Below are 14,259 nucleotides of genomic sequence, written 5' to 3'. Positions count from 1 at the left end.
GGACCGACCTCCTGGCCGCGCATCGGTCGGACCGGGCCGGAATCCCGCATTCCGCTCATCCCACCCCTAATCCGCTCATCCCGGCGAAGGCCGGGACCCAGATTCAACATGAGCTTCTGATCAGGATCCCGTTCGTGTCGTTCGTGAGGTTCGTGGTTCCAACTCTTCCAGCCGCGACGCCGCGGAGGCTCATGAGATTGACCACGAACCTCACGAACAACACGAACCTGGATCAGGCCTGAGCACCCGGGATGAATCTGGGTCCCGGCCTTCGCCGGGATGAGCGGGGAGCGATGAGCGGTGGTTATTACCCCACCGCCTCGGCCCCCACTCGTTCGAACACCGCCTCGATGCCGTCCATCAGCAGGTGGGCGGTGATGGGTTTGGCGATGTGGTGGTCGGCGCCGGCGGCCATGGCGTCGCGGCGGTGCTGGGTCATGGCGTTGGCGCTCAGCATGATGATCGGGGTGCGCCCGCCCCCGCGCCGGTGCTCCTCGTCGCGGATCGCCATGGTGGCGGTCAGGCCGTCCATCACCGGCATCTGCATGTCCATCAGCACCAGGTCGAAGACCCCCACCCGGAACGCCGCCAGCGCCTGGGCCCCATCCTCGGCGATCACGATCTGCGCCCCCAGGGGCGCCAGGATCAGCTGCACGACCTTCTGGTTGATGGGGTGGTCCTCGGCCAGCAGCACCCGCAGGGCGTCGACCCGGGCCAGCGGCTCGGGCGCCTCGGCGTCGTTGGCCGGCCGGGCGTCATGATCGGCCAGGCTGCGGACCCGGGGCAGGGGGAACGTCGCGCGGAACAGGCTGCCGCGCCCCGGCTCGGAGCTGGCCTCGATCTCGCCCCCCATCATCTCGACGATGGCCTTGCAGATGGACAGGCCCAGGCCCGTACCCCCGAACCGCCGGGTGATGGTGTTGTCGGCCTGGCTGAACCGCTGGAACAGGACCGCGCCGGCTTCCGCGTCGAACCCCACCCCGGTGTCGCGCACCTCCACGGTGACGCGGGCGACCGCATCGCCGCCCTCGCTGACCCCAACCCGCAGGCGCACCCCGCCCTGGTCGGTGAACTTCACGGCGTTGGAGAGCAGGTTGCCCACCACCTGCCTCAGCCGCACCGCGTCCCCCAGGAACTCGCCCCGCGCGGCCTCGTCAAAGTCGGCCTCGAAGGCCAGGCCCTTGTCCTGCGCCTTCAGCCGGTTGATCTGCAGCACGCCTTCCAGGGCGCCCTCCAGGTCGAAGGGGGCGGTCTCGATCTCCATCCCGCCGGCCTCGATCTTCGACAAATCGAGGATGTCGGAGACCAGCCGCTCCAACGTCAGACCTGACGTCTCGATCAGTCCCACCATCTCGCGCTGGTCGGCGGAGAGATCGGTCTGGGCGAGCGCCGCCACCACCCCGATCACCCCGTTCAGCGGTGTGCGGATCTCGTGGCTCATATTGGCCAGGAAGTCGGTCTTGGCCTGGTTGGCGGCCTCGGCGGCGGCATGGGCGGCCTTCATCTCAGCTTCGGCGGCCAGCCGGTCGGTGACGTCTCGGGCCACGGCGAACACCTGGTCGCCGGCCAGACGGGCGCGCCACTCCAGTTGCCGATAGCGGCCGTCGCGGTGACGGTAGCGGTTGACGAAGCCGACGATCGAACCGTCGTTGTTGATGGCCTGCATCAGGTCGGCGGTGGCCGGGACGTCGTCGGGATGGATCAACGGCAGCAGGGGCTTGCCGATCAGCTCCTCGGCGCTCCAGCCCAGGACCGTGGTCCAGGAGGGGCTGACCCGCACGAAGCAACCGGCCTTGTCGCGGATGCAGAGCATGTCCAGCGACACATCAAAGAAGGTCGAAAGATCATCGTCCAGCCTGGGGGCGGATGACATGGGCGAGGCGACTCCGGACGGCATACTGAGCCGTGACCCAATATGGGTCGTCGCCGTCAACCGCGAGTAAATTTCGACGTCAAGAGTGTCACTATCTTGCGAACAAGGTCGGGTCGCCGGGATGAGCGGAGTGACGTTGCGTACGCCCTTCCCCGGCTCCGCAACCGGGTGCATATCGCCGCCCCATGACCGACAGCCTCACCGCCTTCGCCGCCGAGAAGCTCGATCAGCTGGAGAGCCGCAGTCTGCGGCGGCGGCTGGTCCCCACCGACCGGATCGACGGGATCTGGGTCGAGCGGAACGGGCGGCGGCTGCTGTCCTTCTCCTGCAACGACTACCTGAACCTGTCGCACGATCGCGCGGTGAAGGCCGCGGCCATCGCCGCCGTCGAGCGCTATGGCGTGGGCGCCGGCGCCTCGCGGCTGGTGACCGGTGACAACCCGCTCTTTCGCGAGCTGGAGGCGCGGCTGGCGGCGCTGAAGGGCAAGGCCGCCGCCTGTGTCTTCGGCTCCGGCTATCTCGCCAATACCGGGATCATCCCCACCGTCATGGGGCCAGGCGACCTGATCCTCGCCGACGAGCTGGCCCACGCCTGCATCTGGTCGGGCGCCCAGCTGTCGGGGGCCACGGTGCTGGCCTTTCGCCACAACGACATGGCCGATCTGGCCGCCAAGCTCGCCGCCCATCGCGGGGTCGCCGCCCGCTGCCTGATCGCCACCGACGGGGTCTTCTCCATGGACGGGGACCTGGCGCCACTGGACCAGATCAGCGATCTGGCCCGCGCGCACGAGGCCTGGCTGCTGGTGGACGACGCCCACGGCCTGGGCGTGGTGGGCGTGGGTGGCGCGGGGTCGGGCTCTGTCTACCCCACCGCCCACATTGACCTCTCCATGGGCACCTTCTCCAAGGCGCTGGGGGGCTACGGCGCCTATGTCTGCGCCAGCCAGGCCGTCATCGACCTGATCAAGACCCGCGCCCGGACCTTCGTCTATACGACCGGCCTGCCCCCCGCGAACGCCGCCGCCGCGCTCGCCGCCCTCGACGTGATCGCCGCCGACCCGGACCTGGTGGCCGCGCCGCTGGCCAACGCGCGGCGCTTCACCCGCGGGCTCAATCTTCCGGACGCCACCTCGGCGGTGGTCCCCATCCTGATGGGCGAGGCCGACCGCGCGCTCGCCGCCGCCCAAGCCCTTGAAGCGCAAGGCTTCCTGGCCGTCGCCATCCGTCCGCCCACCGTGCCGCCCGGGACCGCCCGCCTGCGCCTGGCCTTCACCGCGGGCCACACGTCGCGGGACATTGAGGGTCTAATGTCGGCCATCGTCGGCCTGGCCGCATGAGGACCGTCTTCATCGCCGGATCCCATACGGATGTGGGAAAAACCTGGGCCGCCTGCGCCATCCTGAAGGCCGCGCGCGCCAAGGGTTGGTCTGTGGCGGCCCTCAAGCCCGTCGTAACCGGTTATCTTCCATCCGTGGCCGTCACCAGTGATCCCGGACGGCTGCTGGCGGCCCTCGGGCGGGACCTGACGGCGGGCGCCCTGGAGGCCATGTCCCCCCTCCGCTTCGAAGCCGCCCTGTCGCCGCCCATGGCCGCCCGGCTGGAGGGGCGAACCCTGACCCTGGCCGACCTGCTGGCCGTCTGCCGTCCGGTGCTGGCCGCCCAGACCGCCGACCTGCTGCTGGTGGAAGGCGCGGGCGGGGTGATGAGCCCCCTGGCCGAAGACGCCACCGGCCTGGACCTGCAGCTGGCGCTCGGTCTGCCCACCATCCTGGTGGGCGGCTCCTACCTCGGCGGGGTCAGCCATACGCTCACGGCCCTGGAGGTGCTGCGGGCGCGCGGCCTTGCGGTGCTTGGGATCGTGGTCAGCCAGAGCGCCGATCCGGACGCCCCGGACTTCCCCCAGACCGTGGCCGCCGTGGCCCAGTTCGCCGGCGATGTCCCGGTCCTGGCCGCCCCTCGCCACGACGAGACCTGGGCCTCAGCCCTGGTCTAGATTGCGCCGCGCCTGGGACCAGCCCAGCACCGCCATCCCCACCAGGGTCGACAGCAGCGAGCCCACGATCACCCCGATCCGCACCTCGGTCTGGGCGGCGACGTCGGCGGGGCTGAAGGCCAGGGCCCCGATGAACAGGCTCATGGTGAAGCCCACCCCGCACAGCAGCGCCACCCCATAGAGCTCGATCCACTTGGCCCCGGTCGGCCGGCGGGCGAGCTTCAGCCCGATAGCCAGGGCCGCGGCCCCGAACACCCCCACCTGCTTGCCGAGGAACAGGCCCAGCCCGACCCCCAGGGCGACGGGGCTGAACAGCTCCCGCAGCGACAGGCCGCTGAGGCTGAACCCCGCCGCCACGAAAGCGAACAGGGGCAGGATCAGGAAGGCCACATAGCCGTGCAGGCTCTCCATGAAGTAGTGCAGCACCCCGGTCTGGCCGGGCCTGCGCGGCTCGACGGGCACGGTCATGGCGGCGGCGACGCCGGCCAGCGAGGTGTTGATCCCGCTCTTCAGGGTAAAGGCCCAGATCAGCACGAAGCAGCAGGCGTAGAAGAAGTAGGGCGCGGTCTTCCAGCGTCCCAGCAGGAACATCAGGGCGAGCGTCGACAGCGCGCCGCCGAGCGCCAGCAGGTTGACCTTGGCGGTGAACAGGATGGCGATCAGAGCCACCGCGCCCAGGTCGTCGGCGATGGCCAGGGTCAGCAGGAAGATCCGCAGCGAGGGCGGCAGCTTCTTGCCCACGATGGCCAGGGCCGCCAGGGCGAAGGCGATGTCGGTGGCCGTCGCCGTGGGCCAGCCCTGGGGCGATCCTCCGGCCCCCAGATTGAACGCCAGATAGACCCCGGCCGGGACCGCCATGCCGCCGATCGCCGCCAGCACGGGCAGGGCCAGGCGGCGCGGGTTGGACAGTTCGCCGCGCAGGATCTCGTACTTGATCTCCATCCCGACGACGAAGAAGAAGATGGCCATCAGGCCTTCCTTCACCCAGTCCAGAACCGAGTGCGTCTCGTCGAAGGCCCCCACCTGGATGGTCAGCTTGTGGGCGATGAAGCCGAAATAGTGCTGTGACCACGGGGAGTTGGCCAGGAGGATGGCCGCCAGGGCCGCGCCCGCCAGGATCATGCCCGAGGCGGCTTCGGTCTTGAGGAAGTCGAGGGTGATGCGTCGCGCCATGACCGAGCGGTAGCATGGCTTTGCGCCCCCGTGCATCACAACCGCGCTTGCCGTGGCGGGTTTTCAGCGCCATCTGGCGGCCATGCCCGTCTCGTCCGCCTACCGCCCCGATCCCCGCCTGCCCGACCTCGGCCCGGAGTTCGCCGATCCCGTCGCGGCCGCCGATTTCCCCCAGACCCTGCTGCGGTTCCGCAATGACCGGGCCGCGGCGACGGTGGGCCTCGACACTCTGACCGACGCCGAGTGGGTGGCCCACTTCGGCCGCTTCCAGCCCCTGCCGGGCAACATCGATCCGCCCCTGGCCCAGCGCTATCACGGCCACCAGTTCCGGGTTTACAACCCCGACCTCGGCGACGGCCGCGGCTTCACCTTCGCCCAACTTAGGGAGGTCGGAACCGACCGCCTGCTGGACCTCGGCACCAAGGGTTCTGGGACCACGCCCTGGTCGCGCACCGCCGACGGTCGCCTGACCCTGAAGGGCGGCATGCGTGAGGTGCTTGCCACCGCCATGCTCGAGGCGCTGGGCGTGCCCACCTCCAAGTCCTTCTCGCTGATCGAGACCGGCGAGGCCCTGGAGCGCGGCGACGAGCCCAGCCCCACCCGCTCAGCGGTCCTGACCCGGCTGTCCCACAGCCACATCCGCTTCGGCACCTTCCAGCGCCAGGCCTTCCTGGAGCAGCCGCGCGAGATCGTCCGCCTCGTCGACTATGTGATCGAGACCTACTACCCCGAGCTGGACCATGCGCCCGACCGCACCTCGGCCCTGCTGACGGCGGTGGTGGAGCGGGCCGGGACCCTGGCGGCCTCCTGGATGGCGGCCGGCTTCGTCCATGGCGTGCTCAACACCGACAACATGAACATCACCGGGGAGAGCTTCGACTACGGCCCCTACCGGTTCCTGCCGCACAACGACCCCAACTTCGTGGCCGCCTATTTCGACAGCCAGGGCCTCTACAGCTTCGGCCGCCAGCCGGAGGCGGTGTTCTGGAACCTGCAGAACCTCGGCGGCTGTCTGTCCATGGTGGGCGAGCAGCAGCCGTTGGTGGACGCCCTGAACGGTTTCGCCGACGCCTATCGCGGTGGGCTGGCCGCCGCCATGCTCAAGCGCCTTGGGCTGAAGAGCCGGGGCCGGGACCTGGACGCAGGGCTGGTCAACGCCGCCTTCACGGCGCTGGCGGCCGGAGGCGAGCGGCTGCGCTGGGAGCCCTTCTTCTTCGACTGGTTCTGCGGCGATGTGGGCCGGGCCATGGCCAGTCCGCGGGGCGACATCTATGGCGGCCAACCCTTCGCCGACTTCCGCCGCCGGGTGGCCGAGACCGAGCCGGATCGTCCCGGCCGCCTGCTCGATCCCTACTTCGCCAAGGCCGAGCCGGAAGAGCTGCTGATCGACGAGATCGAGGCCATCTGGGATCGCATCGCGGCCGAAGACGACTGGACCGATTTCCACGCCAAGCTGGCGCGGATCGAGACCGCCCGGAAGGCCTGGGACCTCTAGGCGAGCTTAGCGGCGATCGGGCGGCTGGCCCACTGGGCGAGCACCACGCCGCCCAGAGCGACAGCCGCGCCCACGGCGGGCCAGGTTCCCAGCAGTTCGTTGAACAACAGCCAGCCCAGCAGGGCGGCCACCACGGGCTGGACCAGGACCACCACCGAGGCGGTGGCGGCCGGCAGCCGTCCCAGAGCCCAGGCGATGGAGCCCTGTCCGGCGACGTGCATGAGGCCGAGCCCTGCGCAGGCGGCCCAGCCGCCGAGACCGGTGGGGAGGATCTGTTCGCCGAGGGCGAGCGCGGCCACCAGCATCAGCGGCGCGCCCACCAGGGTCGACCAGAACATGATCCGCGTCGCCGACATGGTCTGCCGGGCGCTGGAGACCACCAGAAAATAGAGCGAGTACCAGATGGCTGTGGCCGCCGAGAGGGCGTCGCCCAGGGGCGGGTTCACCCCTATCGATCCGGCCCCCTTTGTAAGCGCCATGGTCCAGGCGCCGGCGACGGCGAAGGCCACCGCCAGCAGGAACAGCCGACGCGGCCGCTGCTTGAGGAAGATCCAGGCGAAGGCGGTCACCAGCACCGGCGTCAGGTTCGATAGCACCGTGGCCTTGGCCACCGAGGTGTTGGCGATGCCGTAGTGCCAGAAGCCAAGATCCAGGGCGAAGGCGACGCCGGCCAGGACGGCGGCGCCGGGCGGCTTGCCCAGGCCGCCGGTGGTCTGGCCCATCAGGGCCAGCAGGGGCAGGGCGAAGACCAGCCGCCAGAAGCCCGCCGCAGCCGGCCCGGTCTCCGATAGCCGCACCAGCACCGGGCCGACCCCGATGACGCAGGCGCCCAGCAGCAGCATGGCCAGGGCCTTGCCGCGATCCTCAGGCGTATCGGTCAAAGTCCCATCTCCGCGCGGAGTTGCTCCGGCGTGACGCCGCCGGCCCTCAGTTCGGCCAGGGTCTGGGCGTGGTCGCGCTTGGCGTAGCGCTTGCCGTCCGGACCCGTCAGCAGCCGGTGATGGCGATAGACCGGGGCGGGCAGTCCCAGCAAGGCCTGCAGAAGTCGCTGGACGTGGGCCGCCTCGAAGAGGTCCTGGCCGCGGATCACGTGGGTCACCCCCTGGAGAGCGTCGTCCAGGGTGACGGCCAGGTGATAGGCGACCCCGACATCGCGCCGGGCCAGCACCACATCACCGCCGAGTTCGGGGCGGACGTCGATGACACCGGTTTCGCCGTTCGGGCCTGAGCCTTCCTCGACAAAGGTGAGGGCCCCTACCTCGGCCAGGGCGGCGTCCAGCCAAAGCCGCCAGGCGAAGGCCTCGCCCGCCGCCAACCGCTGCGCCTCCTCGTCGGCGGGCAGGGGGGCTCCGCGCCAGGTGTCCATGGTCCCATGCGGCGCCGAGGCGATTGTCCCGGCGATTTCCTTGCGGGTTCGGAAGCAGCGGTAAAGCAGGCCGCGCGTGGCGAGACCGTCGAGGGCGGTCTGGTACTCGGCCAGGTGCTCGGACTGGCGCCGCACCGGCTGTTCCCAGGTCAGGCCCAGCCAGGCCAGGTCCTCGATGATCGCGGCTTCGAACTCGGGGCGGCAGCGGGTGGCGTCGATGTCTTCGATGCGCAGCAGGAAGGCGCCGTTCGCCGCGCCGGCGGCGTCATGGGCGGTGAGCGCCGAAAAGGCGTGCCCCCGGTGGAGCAATCCCGTGGGGGAGGGGGCGAAGCGGGTGGTGAAGGGCGCGGTCACGCCCCTTGTCTACTTCCCGTGGTCGTCGGCGAAAATCTTCATGTGCTCGAAGACGCCGCGCAGGAAGGCTTCCTCGCTGCCGAGCGCGGTCTTCAGCACGTCGAACTGCTTGAAGGAGGCCATCTCGGCCAGGCCGTGGGCGGCGCACCAGGCGGCCGTCGTGGCCAGTTCCAGGGCGATCTCGTCGGTGGGGTCGGCGCCGGCCTCCACCAGGGTGTCGCGCACCTGACAATAGGCGCTGTCGTCCTCCAAGTGGACTTGGGAGGGCAGCTCCTCTTTGTTGCGCGAGCCGTCGTACATGATGCGGTACAGGCTGGGGTTCTCCCGGGCGAAGACCACATAGGCCACGCCCAGCGCCGTCAGCTTGTCCTTCACCGAATGGGCCGACTTCCGGGCCGCCGACAGCGAGTCGTTGAGCAGGTCCCAGCCCTCGGTCGCCACGGCCTCCAGCAGTTCGCCCTTGTCCTTGAAGTGGTGGTAGGGCGCGGCCGGACTGACGCCCGCCTCCCGGGCCACGGCCCGGAGCGACAAGGCCGAAGGCCCTTCGGACTCCAACAGGCGGCGAGCCGCATCGATCAGGGCGCGGCTCAGATCGCCGTGGTGATAGGGGCGGGCTTCGGAGGCTTCAGCTTCTCTCATCGCACTCACTGTAAAAGTATATCTGGACGCCGTAAAGATCATCTTGACGGCGTTCAGATGGGTGGTATCTTAGCATCGTTCAAATAACAAACGCCCCGCCTCCCCGCGGGTTCAAACTTACAAGGTGTGTGTCATGTCTCTCGCAAAGTTCGAACGCTTCTTCGACCGTATCGCCCCCGCCATCCTGCTGGTCATGGGCCTCACCGTCGCCGCCGCCACCGCAGTCGTCGGCGTCTAAAAGCAAAAGTCGATCCTTGATCGCAAGGGCCCCTTCGGGGGCCCTTTTTGTTGCACGAAACCCCATACTCAAGCCTATGCATAAACGCATAGCGTACACTGTAAAATGTATCTGTACATTGTTCAGATGATTGCTATCTTAGCGTTGTTCACATGAACAACCCGGCCGGGGGGCTCCGGCAGACCAAGGACCACCACAATGTTCACCCACACCGACCACGCCTTCGCCCGGTTCTTCGACACCGCCGTCGTCTTCGCCTTTGTCGCCCTGAGCCTGACGCTCGCCGGCGCCACCGCCATCGTCGGCGCCTAATGCCCTCCGGCATCTCCCCGCTCGCTTGAACCCAAGAGGTCGCGAGCGGGGTGCAGGCCGCTTCGCCGTCATGGCGATGTCTCAGAATCTCTCCTATAGTTCTCCTGCGTCGGGAATCTGGGGCCTCACGGCTCCAACCAATTCGCCGATAGCGCGGTTGAGAGTGAGGGCTTCGTCTTCAGTTTTCACGCGTACCCATCTGGCGCTGTAGCGCACCGGGACAGCCGGCGATGAAGGTGCTCACCCACCCGCCGTCCGGTTGGCCCTGCCTTGTGCTCAACGCGGACTTCCGCCCGCTCAGCTACTATCCGCTGTCGCTCTGGCCCTGGCAGGATGTGATCAAGGCGGTGTTCCTCGACCGGGTCGACGTGGTCTCCACCTACGACCAGGAGATCCACTCTCCGTCCTTCACCATGAAGCTGCCCAGCGTCGTCTCGCTGAAGCAGTACGTGACCCAGGATCGGCCGCCGGCCTTCACGCGGTTCAACCTGTTCCTGCGTGACGCCTTCACCTGCCAGTACTGCCACTCCGGCTCGGACCTGACCTTCGACCACGTGGTGCCGCGCTCGCGCGGCGGCCGCACGACCTGGGAAAACATCGTCACCGCCTGCGCCCGCTGCAACCTGACCAAGGGTGGCCGCACCCCGCAGGAGGCGCACATGTTCCCGCGCCACAAGGCTCGGCGGCCCAGCGCCCACGAACTGCAGGAACGCGGCCGCAAGTTCCCGCCGCACCACCTGCACCAGAGCTGGCTCGACTACCTTTACTGGGACATTGAGCTGGAGGCTTAGCGCCTCGCCAGGCCCTGCTGCTCCAGCCGCCACTTGAACTGGTCAAAGCGGTCCTGGCCGAAGAAGGGCTCGTTGTTGAAGGCGATCATCGGCACGCCGTAGTGGCCCGCTGCGCGCTGGGCGACCTGGGAGGCTTCGATCACCGCATTGAGGCGGCTAGACTCGCCGTCCACGGTGGCGGCGAAGGTGGCCGGGTCCAGGCCGGCGCGGGCCGTCGCCTGGGCGATGTGGTCGCCCTCATGCCAGTTGTCCACCGTGCCGCTCCAGATGGTCTTGCTGACCTCGTCGAGGAATTCCAGCCCCTTGCCCTGCTCGGCGGCGAGCGCCCCCATCTGGGTCAGGCGGTGGATGTGGGGCTGTTCCTTGGGATAGGTCCGGGTGGCCATGTCCATGTAGACCGGGTCGGGCCGGGGCCAGCGGAAGGGCAGGCCCAGGAACTGCGCCTCGCGGTGGATATCGGCCATGAAGTAGCTGAACCACAGTGGGTCGCGGGTGTCGAAGAACTCCGGCGTGCGCACCGCCAGCGGATAGACCGGCCGCACATTGCACCTGACGTCGTAGTCCCGCTCCAGCAACCTCAGCCGGTGCATGATCATGTAGGAGTAGGGGGAGCGGAAGGACCAGTAGAGGTCGTAGGTGAGGGTCATGGTCTTGCCGCCTGCGGGTTTCGCTTCTGCGGGAAATAGTGGCATGTATCGCGCCACAATCAAGCTGTCTGGATCGTCCGATGCTCCGTCTCCTGCCCCGCCTGCTCGTCGGCGCCCTGGGCGTGCTCGCCCTGATCGGGCTCTTGCGGCTCTGGACCGACCCGGCGATCCCCGCGGCGACGCTCGGCCTGTCGCCCATCGGCGGCCTGGGTCTGGCGACCCTGAGGGCCGATGTCGCCGGCTTTTTCGGCGGCATGGGGGCCTTCGCCCTGGCCGCCGCCATCCGCAATGACCGCAGGCTGGTGACCGTGCCGCTGGTGCTGGTGAGCTTGGCCCTGGTGGGGCGGCTGATCACCGCTGGCATGGAAGGCCTGGCGCCCGACATGGTGATGCCCATGGCGGTGGAGGCGACGCTGGCCGTGCTGCTGGCCATCGGACGCCGGACGCTCGGGACGCGCTAGTCCATCTCCTCTGGCGGCTTCACCGTCCGGAACATCAGCAGCAGCAGCAGGTCGTAGCCGATCTTCAGGCCGCCGCCGATCAGCAGAGGCCAGGCGAAGGGGCTGAGCGTCAGCAACAGGCCGGCGATCGAGGGGCTGAGCGCCGAGGCCAGGCTGCGGGGCACATTGGTCAGGCTGGCGGCCGCCGCGCGCTCGGGCGGGGTGACGATGGCCATGACGTAGGACGAGCGCGCCGGCACATCCATGGCCGAGAGGGTGGAGCGCACCAGCAGCAGGCCGATGGCGACGGGCAGGCTGGGGGCGAAGGCCACCAGCATCAGACAGATATTGGCCGGGATGTGGGTGAAGACCATGGTGTTCACCAGGCCGATCCTCCGGGCCAGCCGCCCCGACGCCAGCTGCGAGAAGGCGGTCAGCACCCCCATCCAGAAGAACAGGGCCGAGGCCGTGGTCAGGGACAGGCCGTAGTGCTGGAAGAGGTAGAGGGCCAGCAGCGACTGCACCAGGAACCCGCCGCCGAAGCTGTCGATGCTGAACAGGCCGGCCAGCAGGAAGACCCGGTTGCGGGAGGGGCCCAGCGGCTGCCGCGCCTTTTCGGCGTCGCTCTCCACAGCCGGCAGGCCGCGATAGAGCCCCATCACCACCAGGCCCAGGATGGCATAGAGGCCGAACATGCCGCGCGCGATGTCGAGATGGGTCCAGGCGAAGTGGCGGCCCAGCTGCTCGGCCAGGCCCACGGCCAGCGCGCCGCCCGCCACCATCAGGGAGCCGGTCAGGCTGTAGCGGGCGAACAGGCTGGTGCGCTCGGCGTCCGGGGCGCTGTGGGCCAGCATCGACTGTTCCAGCGGCAGGAACGGGCTGACGTCGCCGCCGGAGGGATTGAGGGTGCCGATACAGCCCACGATCACCAGGGGCCAGAAGCCGCCTAGGCCTGCGAAGGCCAGGCCGGTCAGGCACATCAGGGCCGAGACCGCGATCAGTAGGCGGCGCGTGCTGACCCGGTGCGCCACGGCGCCGACCACGAGGGTCAGGGCCGCCGAACCCAGCAGGGTCGCGGTGGTGAGCATCCCCACCTGAAGCGGCGAGAAGCCGAGGGCGATCAGATAGACCGGCAGCAGCAGGGCGACGAAACCGTCCCCGAAGGCGCGGAGGCCCCGGGTCAGCAGCAGGGTGCGGGCCGAACCGGTCACACCGCCTGCGGTTCGCGCCACATGGCCCAGGCGGGCGGGGCGTCGGGGCGGGCGCGGAACTCGGTCATCACCTCGAAGCCGCAGCGGCGATAGAGGGGGACGTTGGCCTCGTTGGAGGATTCCAGGTAGGCGGGCAGGCCCGCGGCGTCGACCTTGGCCAGGCCGGCCTTCAGCATCCGCGAGCCGACGCCCAGGCCTTGGGCTTCGGGGCGCACACCCAGGAACCACAGATAGGCGTGGGGCCGCGCCATGGGGTGGAGCTCGTCCATCACCTTGCGCATGGCCGCCAGCCGCCCGATGCGGCCAAGGCCGGTGGCGCCCAGGATGGTGGGAAAGACCCGCAGCTCCTGCAACAGGCTGTTGGGGGCCAGCGCCTGCGACGGAATCCAGATGGAGACCGCGCCGCCGCCGGCGGGCCGGGTCACCTCGCCGGTGGGCAGGGCGATCTCCTTCAGCAGCATCTTCATGAACCGCAGGCGCGCGGCCTCGCGCCCGGCGTCGTCGCGCAGGAACCAGCAGAACTGAGGATCGGTGCGGAAGGCGGCGCTCAGATCGTCGGCGACGGCGTTGAGGTCGGCGAGGCCCGCGGTGACGGGGACCTCGGCGCCGCGCCGCAGGGCTTCGATCTGCGCGTCGGTCATAGCTTTTCGCTGATCTTGATGGCGGCCTTGCAGCCGGCGCGGATCACGGCGGCCAGGATCGGATAGCCGGGCGCCTCGCGGGCGCCTTCCGCCACGGCGTGATCGCGGTGGGCGAGCTCTTCGTCGCGGAACTTGGAGAGCTCGGCGGCAAGCGCCGGTTCGCGGCCCTTCAGTTCGGCGACCTGGCCGGCATAGTGCTGCTCGATCACGTCTTCCACCGCCTCGGTGCAGGCGTGGGCCGCCTTCTCGCCGAGCAGGGCGGTGCCGGCGCCGAGCGCGAAGGCCGCCAGCCGCCAGACCGGGGTCATGGCCGTGGGGCGCACTCCGTGGTCGGTGAGCAGGGCGTCGAAGCGCGCCAGGTGGACGGCCTCGTGCCCCTCCATCTCCGCCAGCTGGCCACTGATGCGCTCGTGGCCCTTGGAGCCGCCGAGCACGGCGCGCTGGCCGCGATAGATCTGCACCGCCGCCATTTCGCCAGCGTGGTCGACCCGCAGGATCTCGGCGAGGCGGGCGGCGACAGCGCCCTGTCCGGGGCGCGGGGGAATGGGCTTGTCGCTCATGGCCGGCGCCGATCATGAATGGCTGCCAAGGCGCTGTAGGCCGTCAGCTTCAGGGAGATCAGGGCGTTCCAGCCCGCCATGGAGAGGCCGAGGAATCGCCAGGCTGCCTCGTCACAGGCAGGCGGCCGGATCTTGGCCCCCCCCAGCAGGTCGGCCATGGCCTGGGTGCTGACCGAGGCCCCGGTGGACGAGCAGGTGGTGGGGCCGGGCCACCACTTCCACTCCGCGCCGGAGTGATAGACCGCGACGCCGACGCCGACGGCGAAGATCAGGGCCAGGGCCGCGTCGAAGGTCCAGCGCCAGCGCGCGGCGCGGGGCAGCTTGCGGACCAGGATGGCGGCCAGGGCGACCGCGCCGGCGACCCAATAGACCTCGCGGGCCCGCAGGCAGAGCGTGCAGGGGGCGTAACCGCCGAAGGTCTCGAAGGCGTGGGCGGCCGCCAGCATCAGGGCGGAGGATCCCAGGGCCCAGAAGGCCCAGCGGTCGAGAACGGCGCGGATCAAGGACATCATGGCGCGCGATATGA

At 69.4% G+C, this 14,259-nt stretch carries 15 protein-coding genes; 5 read left to right on the top strand and 10 right to left on the bottom strand.

Going from position 1 to position 14,259, the window contains the following annotated elements:
* Positions 1-307: 307 nt before the first annotated feature.
* The gene (locus tag JKL49_RS16720; RefSeq protein WP_249778105.1) at positions 308-1,873 is read right to left on the bottom strand and encodes a PAS domain-containing hybrid sensor histidine kinase/response regulator; all 1,566 of its coding nucleotides are present in this window, start codon (positions 1,871-1,873) and stop codon (positions 308-310) included.
* A gap of 185 nt (positions 1,874-2,058) precedes the next feature.
* On the opposite strand from JKL49_RS16720, the gene bioF reads away from it, so the two are divergent.
* Both bioF and bioD read left to right on the top strand, forming a co-directional pair.
* Positions 2,059-3,210, top strand: coding sequence for an 8-amino-7-oxononanoate synthase (gene bioF / locus JKL49_RS16715; protein WP_215341867.1), 1,152 nt, complete (start codon positions 2,059-2,061; stop codon positions 3,208-3,210).
* Entirely contained in the window at positions 3,207-3,866 is a 660-nt protein-coding gene (bioD, locus tag JKL49_RS16710) for a dethiobiotin synthase (RefSeq protein WP_215341865.1), read from the top strand. Before bioF ends, bioD begins: the two co-directional genes overlap by 4 nt.
* Here bioD and nhaA read toward each other — a convergent pair.
* A complete protein-coding gene (gene nhaA, locus JKL49_RS16705) occupies positions 3,852-5,039 on the bottom strand; it encodes a Na+/H+ antiporter NhaA (protein WP_215341863.1) in 1,188 nt (395 codons plus the stop codon). The two genes, bioD and nhaA, sit on opposite strands and share 15 nt — an antisense overlap.
* An 82-nt stretch (positions 5,040-5,121) precedes the next feature.
* On the opposite strand from nhaA, the gene JKL49_RS16700 reads away from it, so the two are divergent.
* Positions 5,122-6,534 (top strand): protein adenylyltransferase SelO, encoded by a 1,413-nt coding sequence (locus tag JKL49_RS16700; protein ID WP_215341861.1) that lies wholly within the window; start codon positions 5,122-5,124, stop codon positions 6,532-6,534.
* Here JKL49_RS16700 and JKL49_RS16695 read toward each other — a convergent pair.
* From JKL49_RS16695 to JKL49_RS16685, 3 genes are read right to left on the bottom strand one after another with little or no spacing between them, the layout of a single operon-like run.
* Positions 6,531-7,415, bottom strand: a complete 885-nt coding sequence (locus JKL49_RS16695) for a DMT family transporter (protein ID WP_249778104.1) — start codon at positions 7,413-7,415, stop codon at positions 6,531-6,533. The two genes, JKL49_RS16700 and JKL49_RS16695, sit on opposite strands and share 4 nt — an antisense overlap.
* A complete protein-coding gene (gene gluQRS, locus JKL49_RS16690; RefSeq protein WP_215341860.1) occupies positions 7,412-8,254 on the bottom strand; it encodes a tRNA glutamyl-Q(34) synthetase GluQRS in 843 nt (280 codons plus the stop codon). The genes JKL49_RS16695 and gluQRS overlap by 4 nt, the downstream gene beginning before the upstream one ends.
* Positions 8,255-8,263: 9 nt before the next feature.
* The gene (locus tag JKL49_RS16685; RefSeq protein ID WP_215341858.1) at positions 8,264-8,893 is read right to left on the bottom strand and encodes a TetR/AcrR family transcriptional regulator; all 630 of its coding nucleotides are present in this window, start codon (positions 8,891-8,893) and stop codon (positions 8,264-8,266) included.
* A gap of 780 nt (positions 8,894-9,673) precedes the next feature.
* Here JKL49_RS16685 and JKL49_RS16680 point away from each other — a divergent pair.
* Entirely contained in the window at positions 9,674-10,234 is a 561-nt protein-coding gene (locus tag JKL49_RS16680) for an HNH endonuclease (RefSeq protein WP_215341856.1), read from the top strand.
* On the opposite strand, the gene JKL49_RS16675 is transcribed toward JKL49_RS16680, so the two are convergent.
* Positions 10,231-10,881, bottom strand: a complete 651-nt coding sequence (locus JKL49_RS16675; protein ID WP_215341854.1) for a 2-hydroxychromene-2-carboxylate isomerase — start codon at positions 10,879-10,881, stop codon at positions 10,231-10,233. The genes JKL49_RS16680 and JKL49_RS16675 overlap by 4 nt on opposite strands.
* Before the next feature lie 80 nt (positions 10,882-10,961).
* Here JKL49_RS16675 and JKL49_RS16670 point away from each other — a divergent pair, with 80 nt between their 5' ends.
* The gene (locus tag JKL49_RS16670; protein WP_215341852.1) at positions 10,962-11,342 is read left to right on the top strand and encodes a hypothetical protein; all 381 of its coding nucleotides are present in this window, start codon (positions 10,962-10,964) and stop codon (positions 11,340-11,342) included.
* Here JKL49_RS16670 and JKL49_RS16665 read toward each other — a convergent pair.
* The 4 genes from JKL49_RS16665 to JKL49_RS16650 are packed head-to-tail and all read right to left on the bottom strand — an operon-like array spanning position 11,339 to position 14,245.
* On the bottom strand, positions 11,339-12,532 hold the full coding sequence (locus tag JKL49_RS16665; RefSeq protein ID WP_215341850.1) for an MFS transporter: 1,194 nt from the start codon (positions 12,530-12,532) through the stop codon (positions 11,339-11,341). The genes JKL49_RS16670 and JKL49_RS16665 overlap by 4 nt on opposite strands.
* On the bottom strand, positions 12,529-13,173 hold the full coding sequence (locus JKL49_RS16660) for a GNAT family N-acetyltransferase (protein WP_215341848.1): 645 nt from the start codon (positions 13,171-13,173) through the stop codon (positions 12,529-12,531). Before JKL49_RS16660 ends, JKL49_RS16665 begins: the two co-directional genes overlap by 4 nt.
* Positions 13,170-13,733 carry a demethoxyubiquinone hydroxylase family protein gene (locus JKL49_RS16655; protein ID WP_215341846.1) on the bottom strand — a complete coding sequence of 188 codons (564 nt, stop codon included), beginning with the start codon at positions 13,731-13,733 and terminating at the stop codon, positions 13,170-13,172. The genes JKL49_RS16660 and JKL49_RS16655 overlap by 4 nt, the downstream gene beginning before the upstream one ends.
* Entirely contained in the window at positions 13,730-14,245 is a 516-nt protein-coding gene (locus tag JKL49_RS16650; RefSeq protein WP_249778103.1) for a disulfide bond formation protein B, read from the bottom strand. Before JKL49_RS16650 ends, JKL49_RS16655 begins: the two co-directional genes overlap by 4 nt.
* Positions 14,246-14,259: the final 14 nt, after the last annotated feature.

This window comes from Phenylobacterium glaciei, assembly GCF_016772415.1.
GTDB lineage: Bacteria > Pseudomonadota > Alphaproteobacteria > Caulobacterales > Caulobacteraceae > Phenylobacterium > Phenylobacterium glaciei.
Note: the sequence above shows the minus strand (reverse complement) of the source record. Positions and strands in the feature narration are given on the sequence as shown.

Coding starts and splice junctions, on each gene's coding strand:
- JKL49_RS16720 (WP_249778105.1), bottom strand. CDS start 1,873: ATGTCATCCGCCCCCAGGCTGGACGATGATCTTTCGACCTTCTTTGAT.
- bioF (WP_215341867.1), top strand. CDS start 2,059: ATGACCGACAGCCTCACCGCCTTCGCCGCCGAGAAGCTCGATCAGCTG.
- bioD (WP_215341865.1), top strand. CDS start 3,207: ATGAGGACCGTCTTCATCGCCGGATCCCATACGGATGTGGGAAAAACC.
- nhaA (WP_215341863.1), bottom strand. CDS start 5,039: ATGGCGCGACGCATCACCCTCGACTTCCTCAAGACCGAAGCCGCCTCG.
- JKL49_RS16700 (WP_215341861.1), top strand. CDS start 5,122: ATGCCCGTCTCGTCCGCCTACCGCCCCGATCCCCGCCTGCCCGACCTC.
- JKL49_RS16685 (WP_215341858.1), bottom strand. CDS start 8,893: ATGAGAGAAGCTGAAGCCTCCGAAGCCCGCCCCTATCACCACGGCGAT.
- JKL49_RS16680 (WP_215341856.1), top strand. CDS start 9,674: ATGAAGGTGCTCACCCACCCGCCGTCCGGTTGGCCCTGCCTTGTGCTC.
- JKL49_RS16675 (WP_215341854.1), bottom strand. CDS start 10,881: ATGACCCTCACCTACGACCTCTACTGGTCCTTCCGCTCCCCCTACTCC.
- JKL49_RS16670 (WP_215341852.1), top strand. CDS start 10,962: ATGCTCCGTCTCCTGCCCCGCCTGCTCGTCGGCGCCCTGGGCGTGCTC.
- JKL49_RS16660 (WP_215341848.1), bottom strand. CDS start 13,173: ATGACCGACGCGCAGATCGAAGCCCTGCGGCGCGGCGCCGAGGTCCCC.
- JKL49_RS16655 (WP_215341846.1), bottom strand. CDS start 13,733: ATGAGCGACAAGCCCATTCCCCCGCGCCCCGGACAGGGCGCTGTCGCC.
- JKL49_RS16650 (WP_249778103.1), bottom strand. CDS start 14,245: ATGATGTCCTTGATCCGCGCCGTTCTCGACCGCTGGGCCTTCTGGGCC.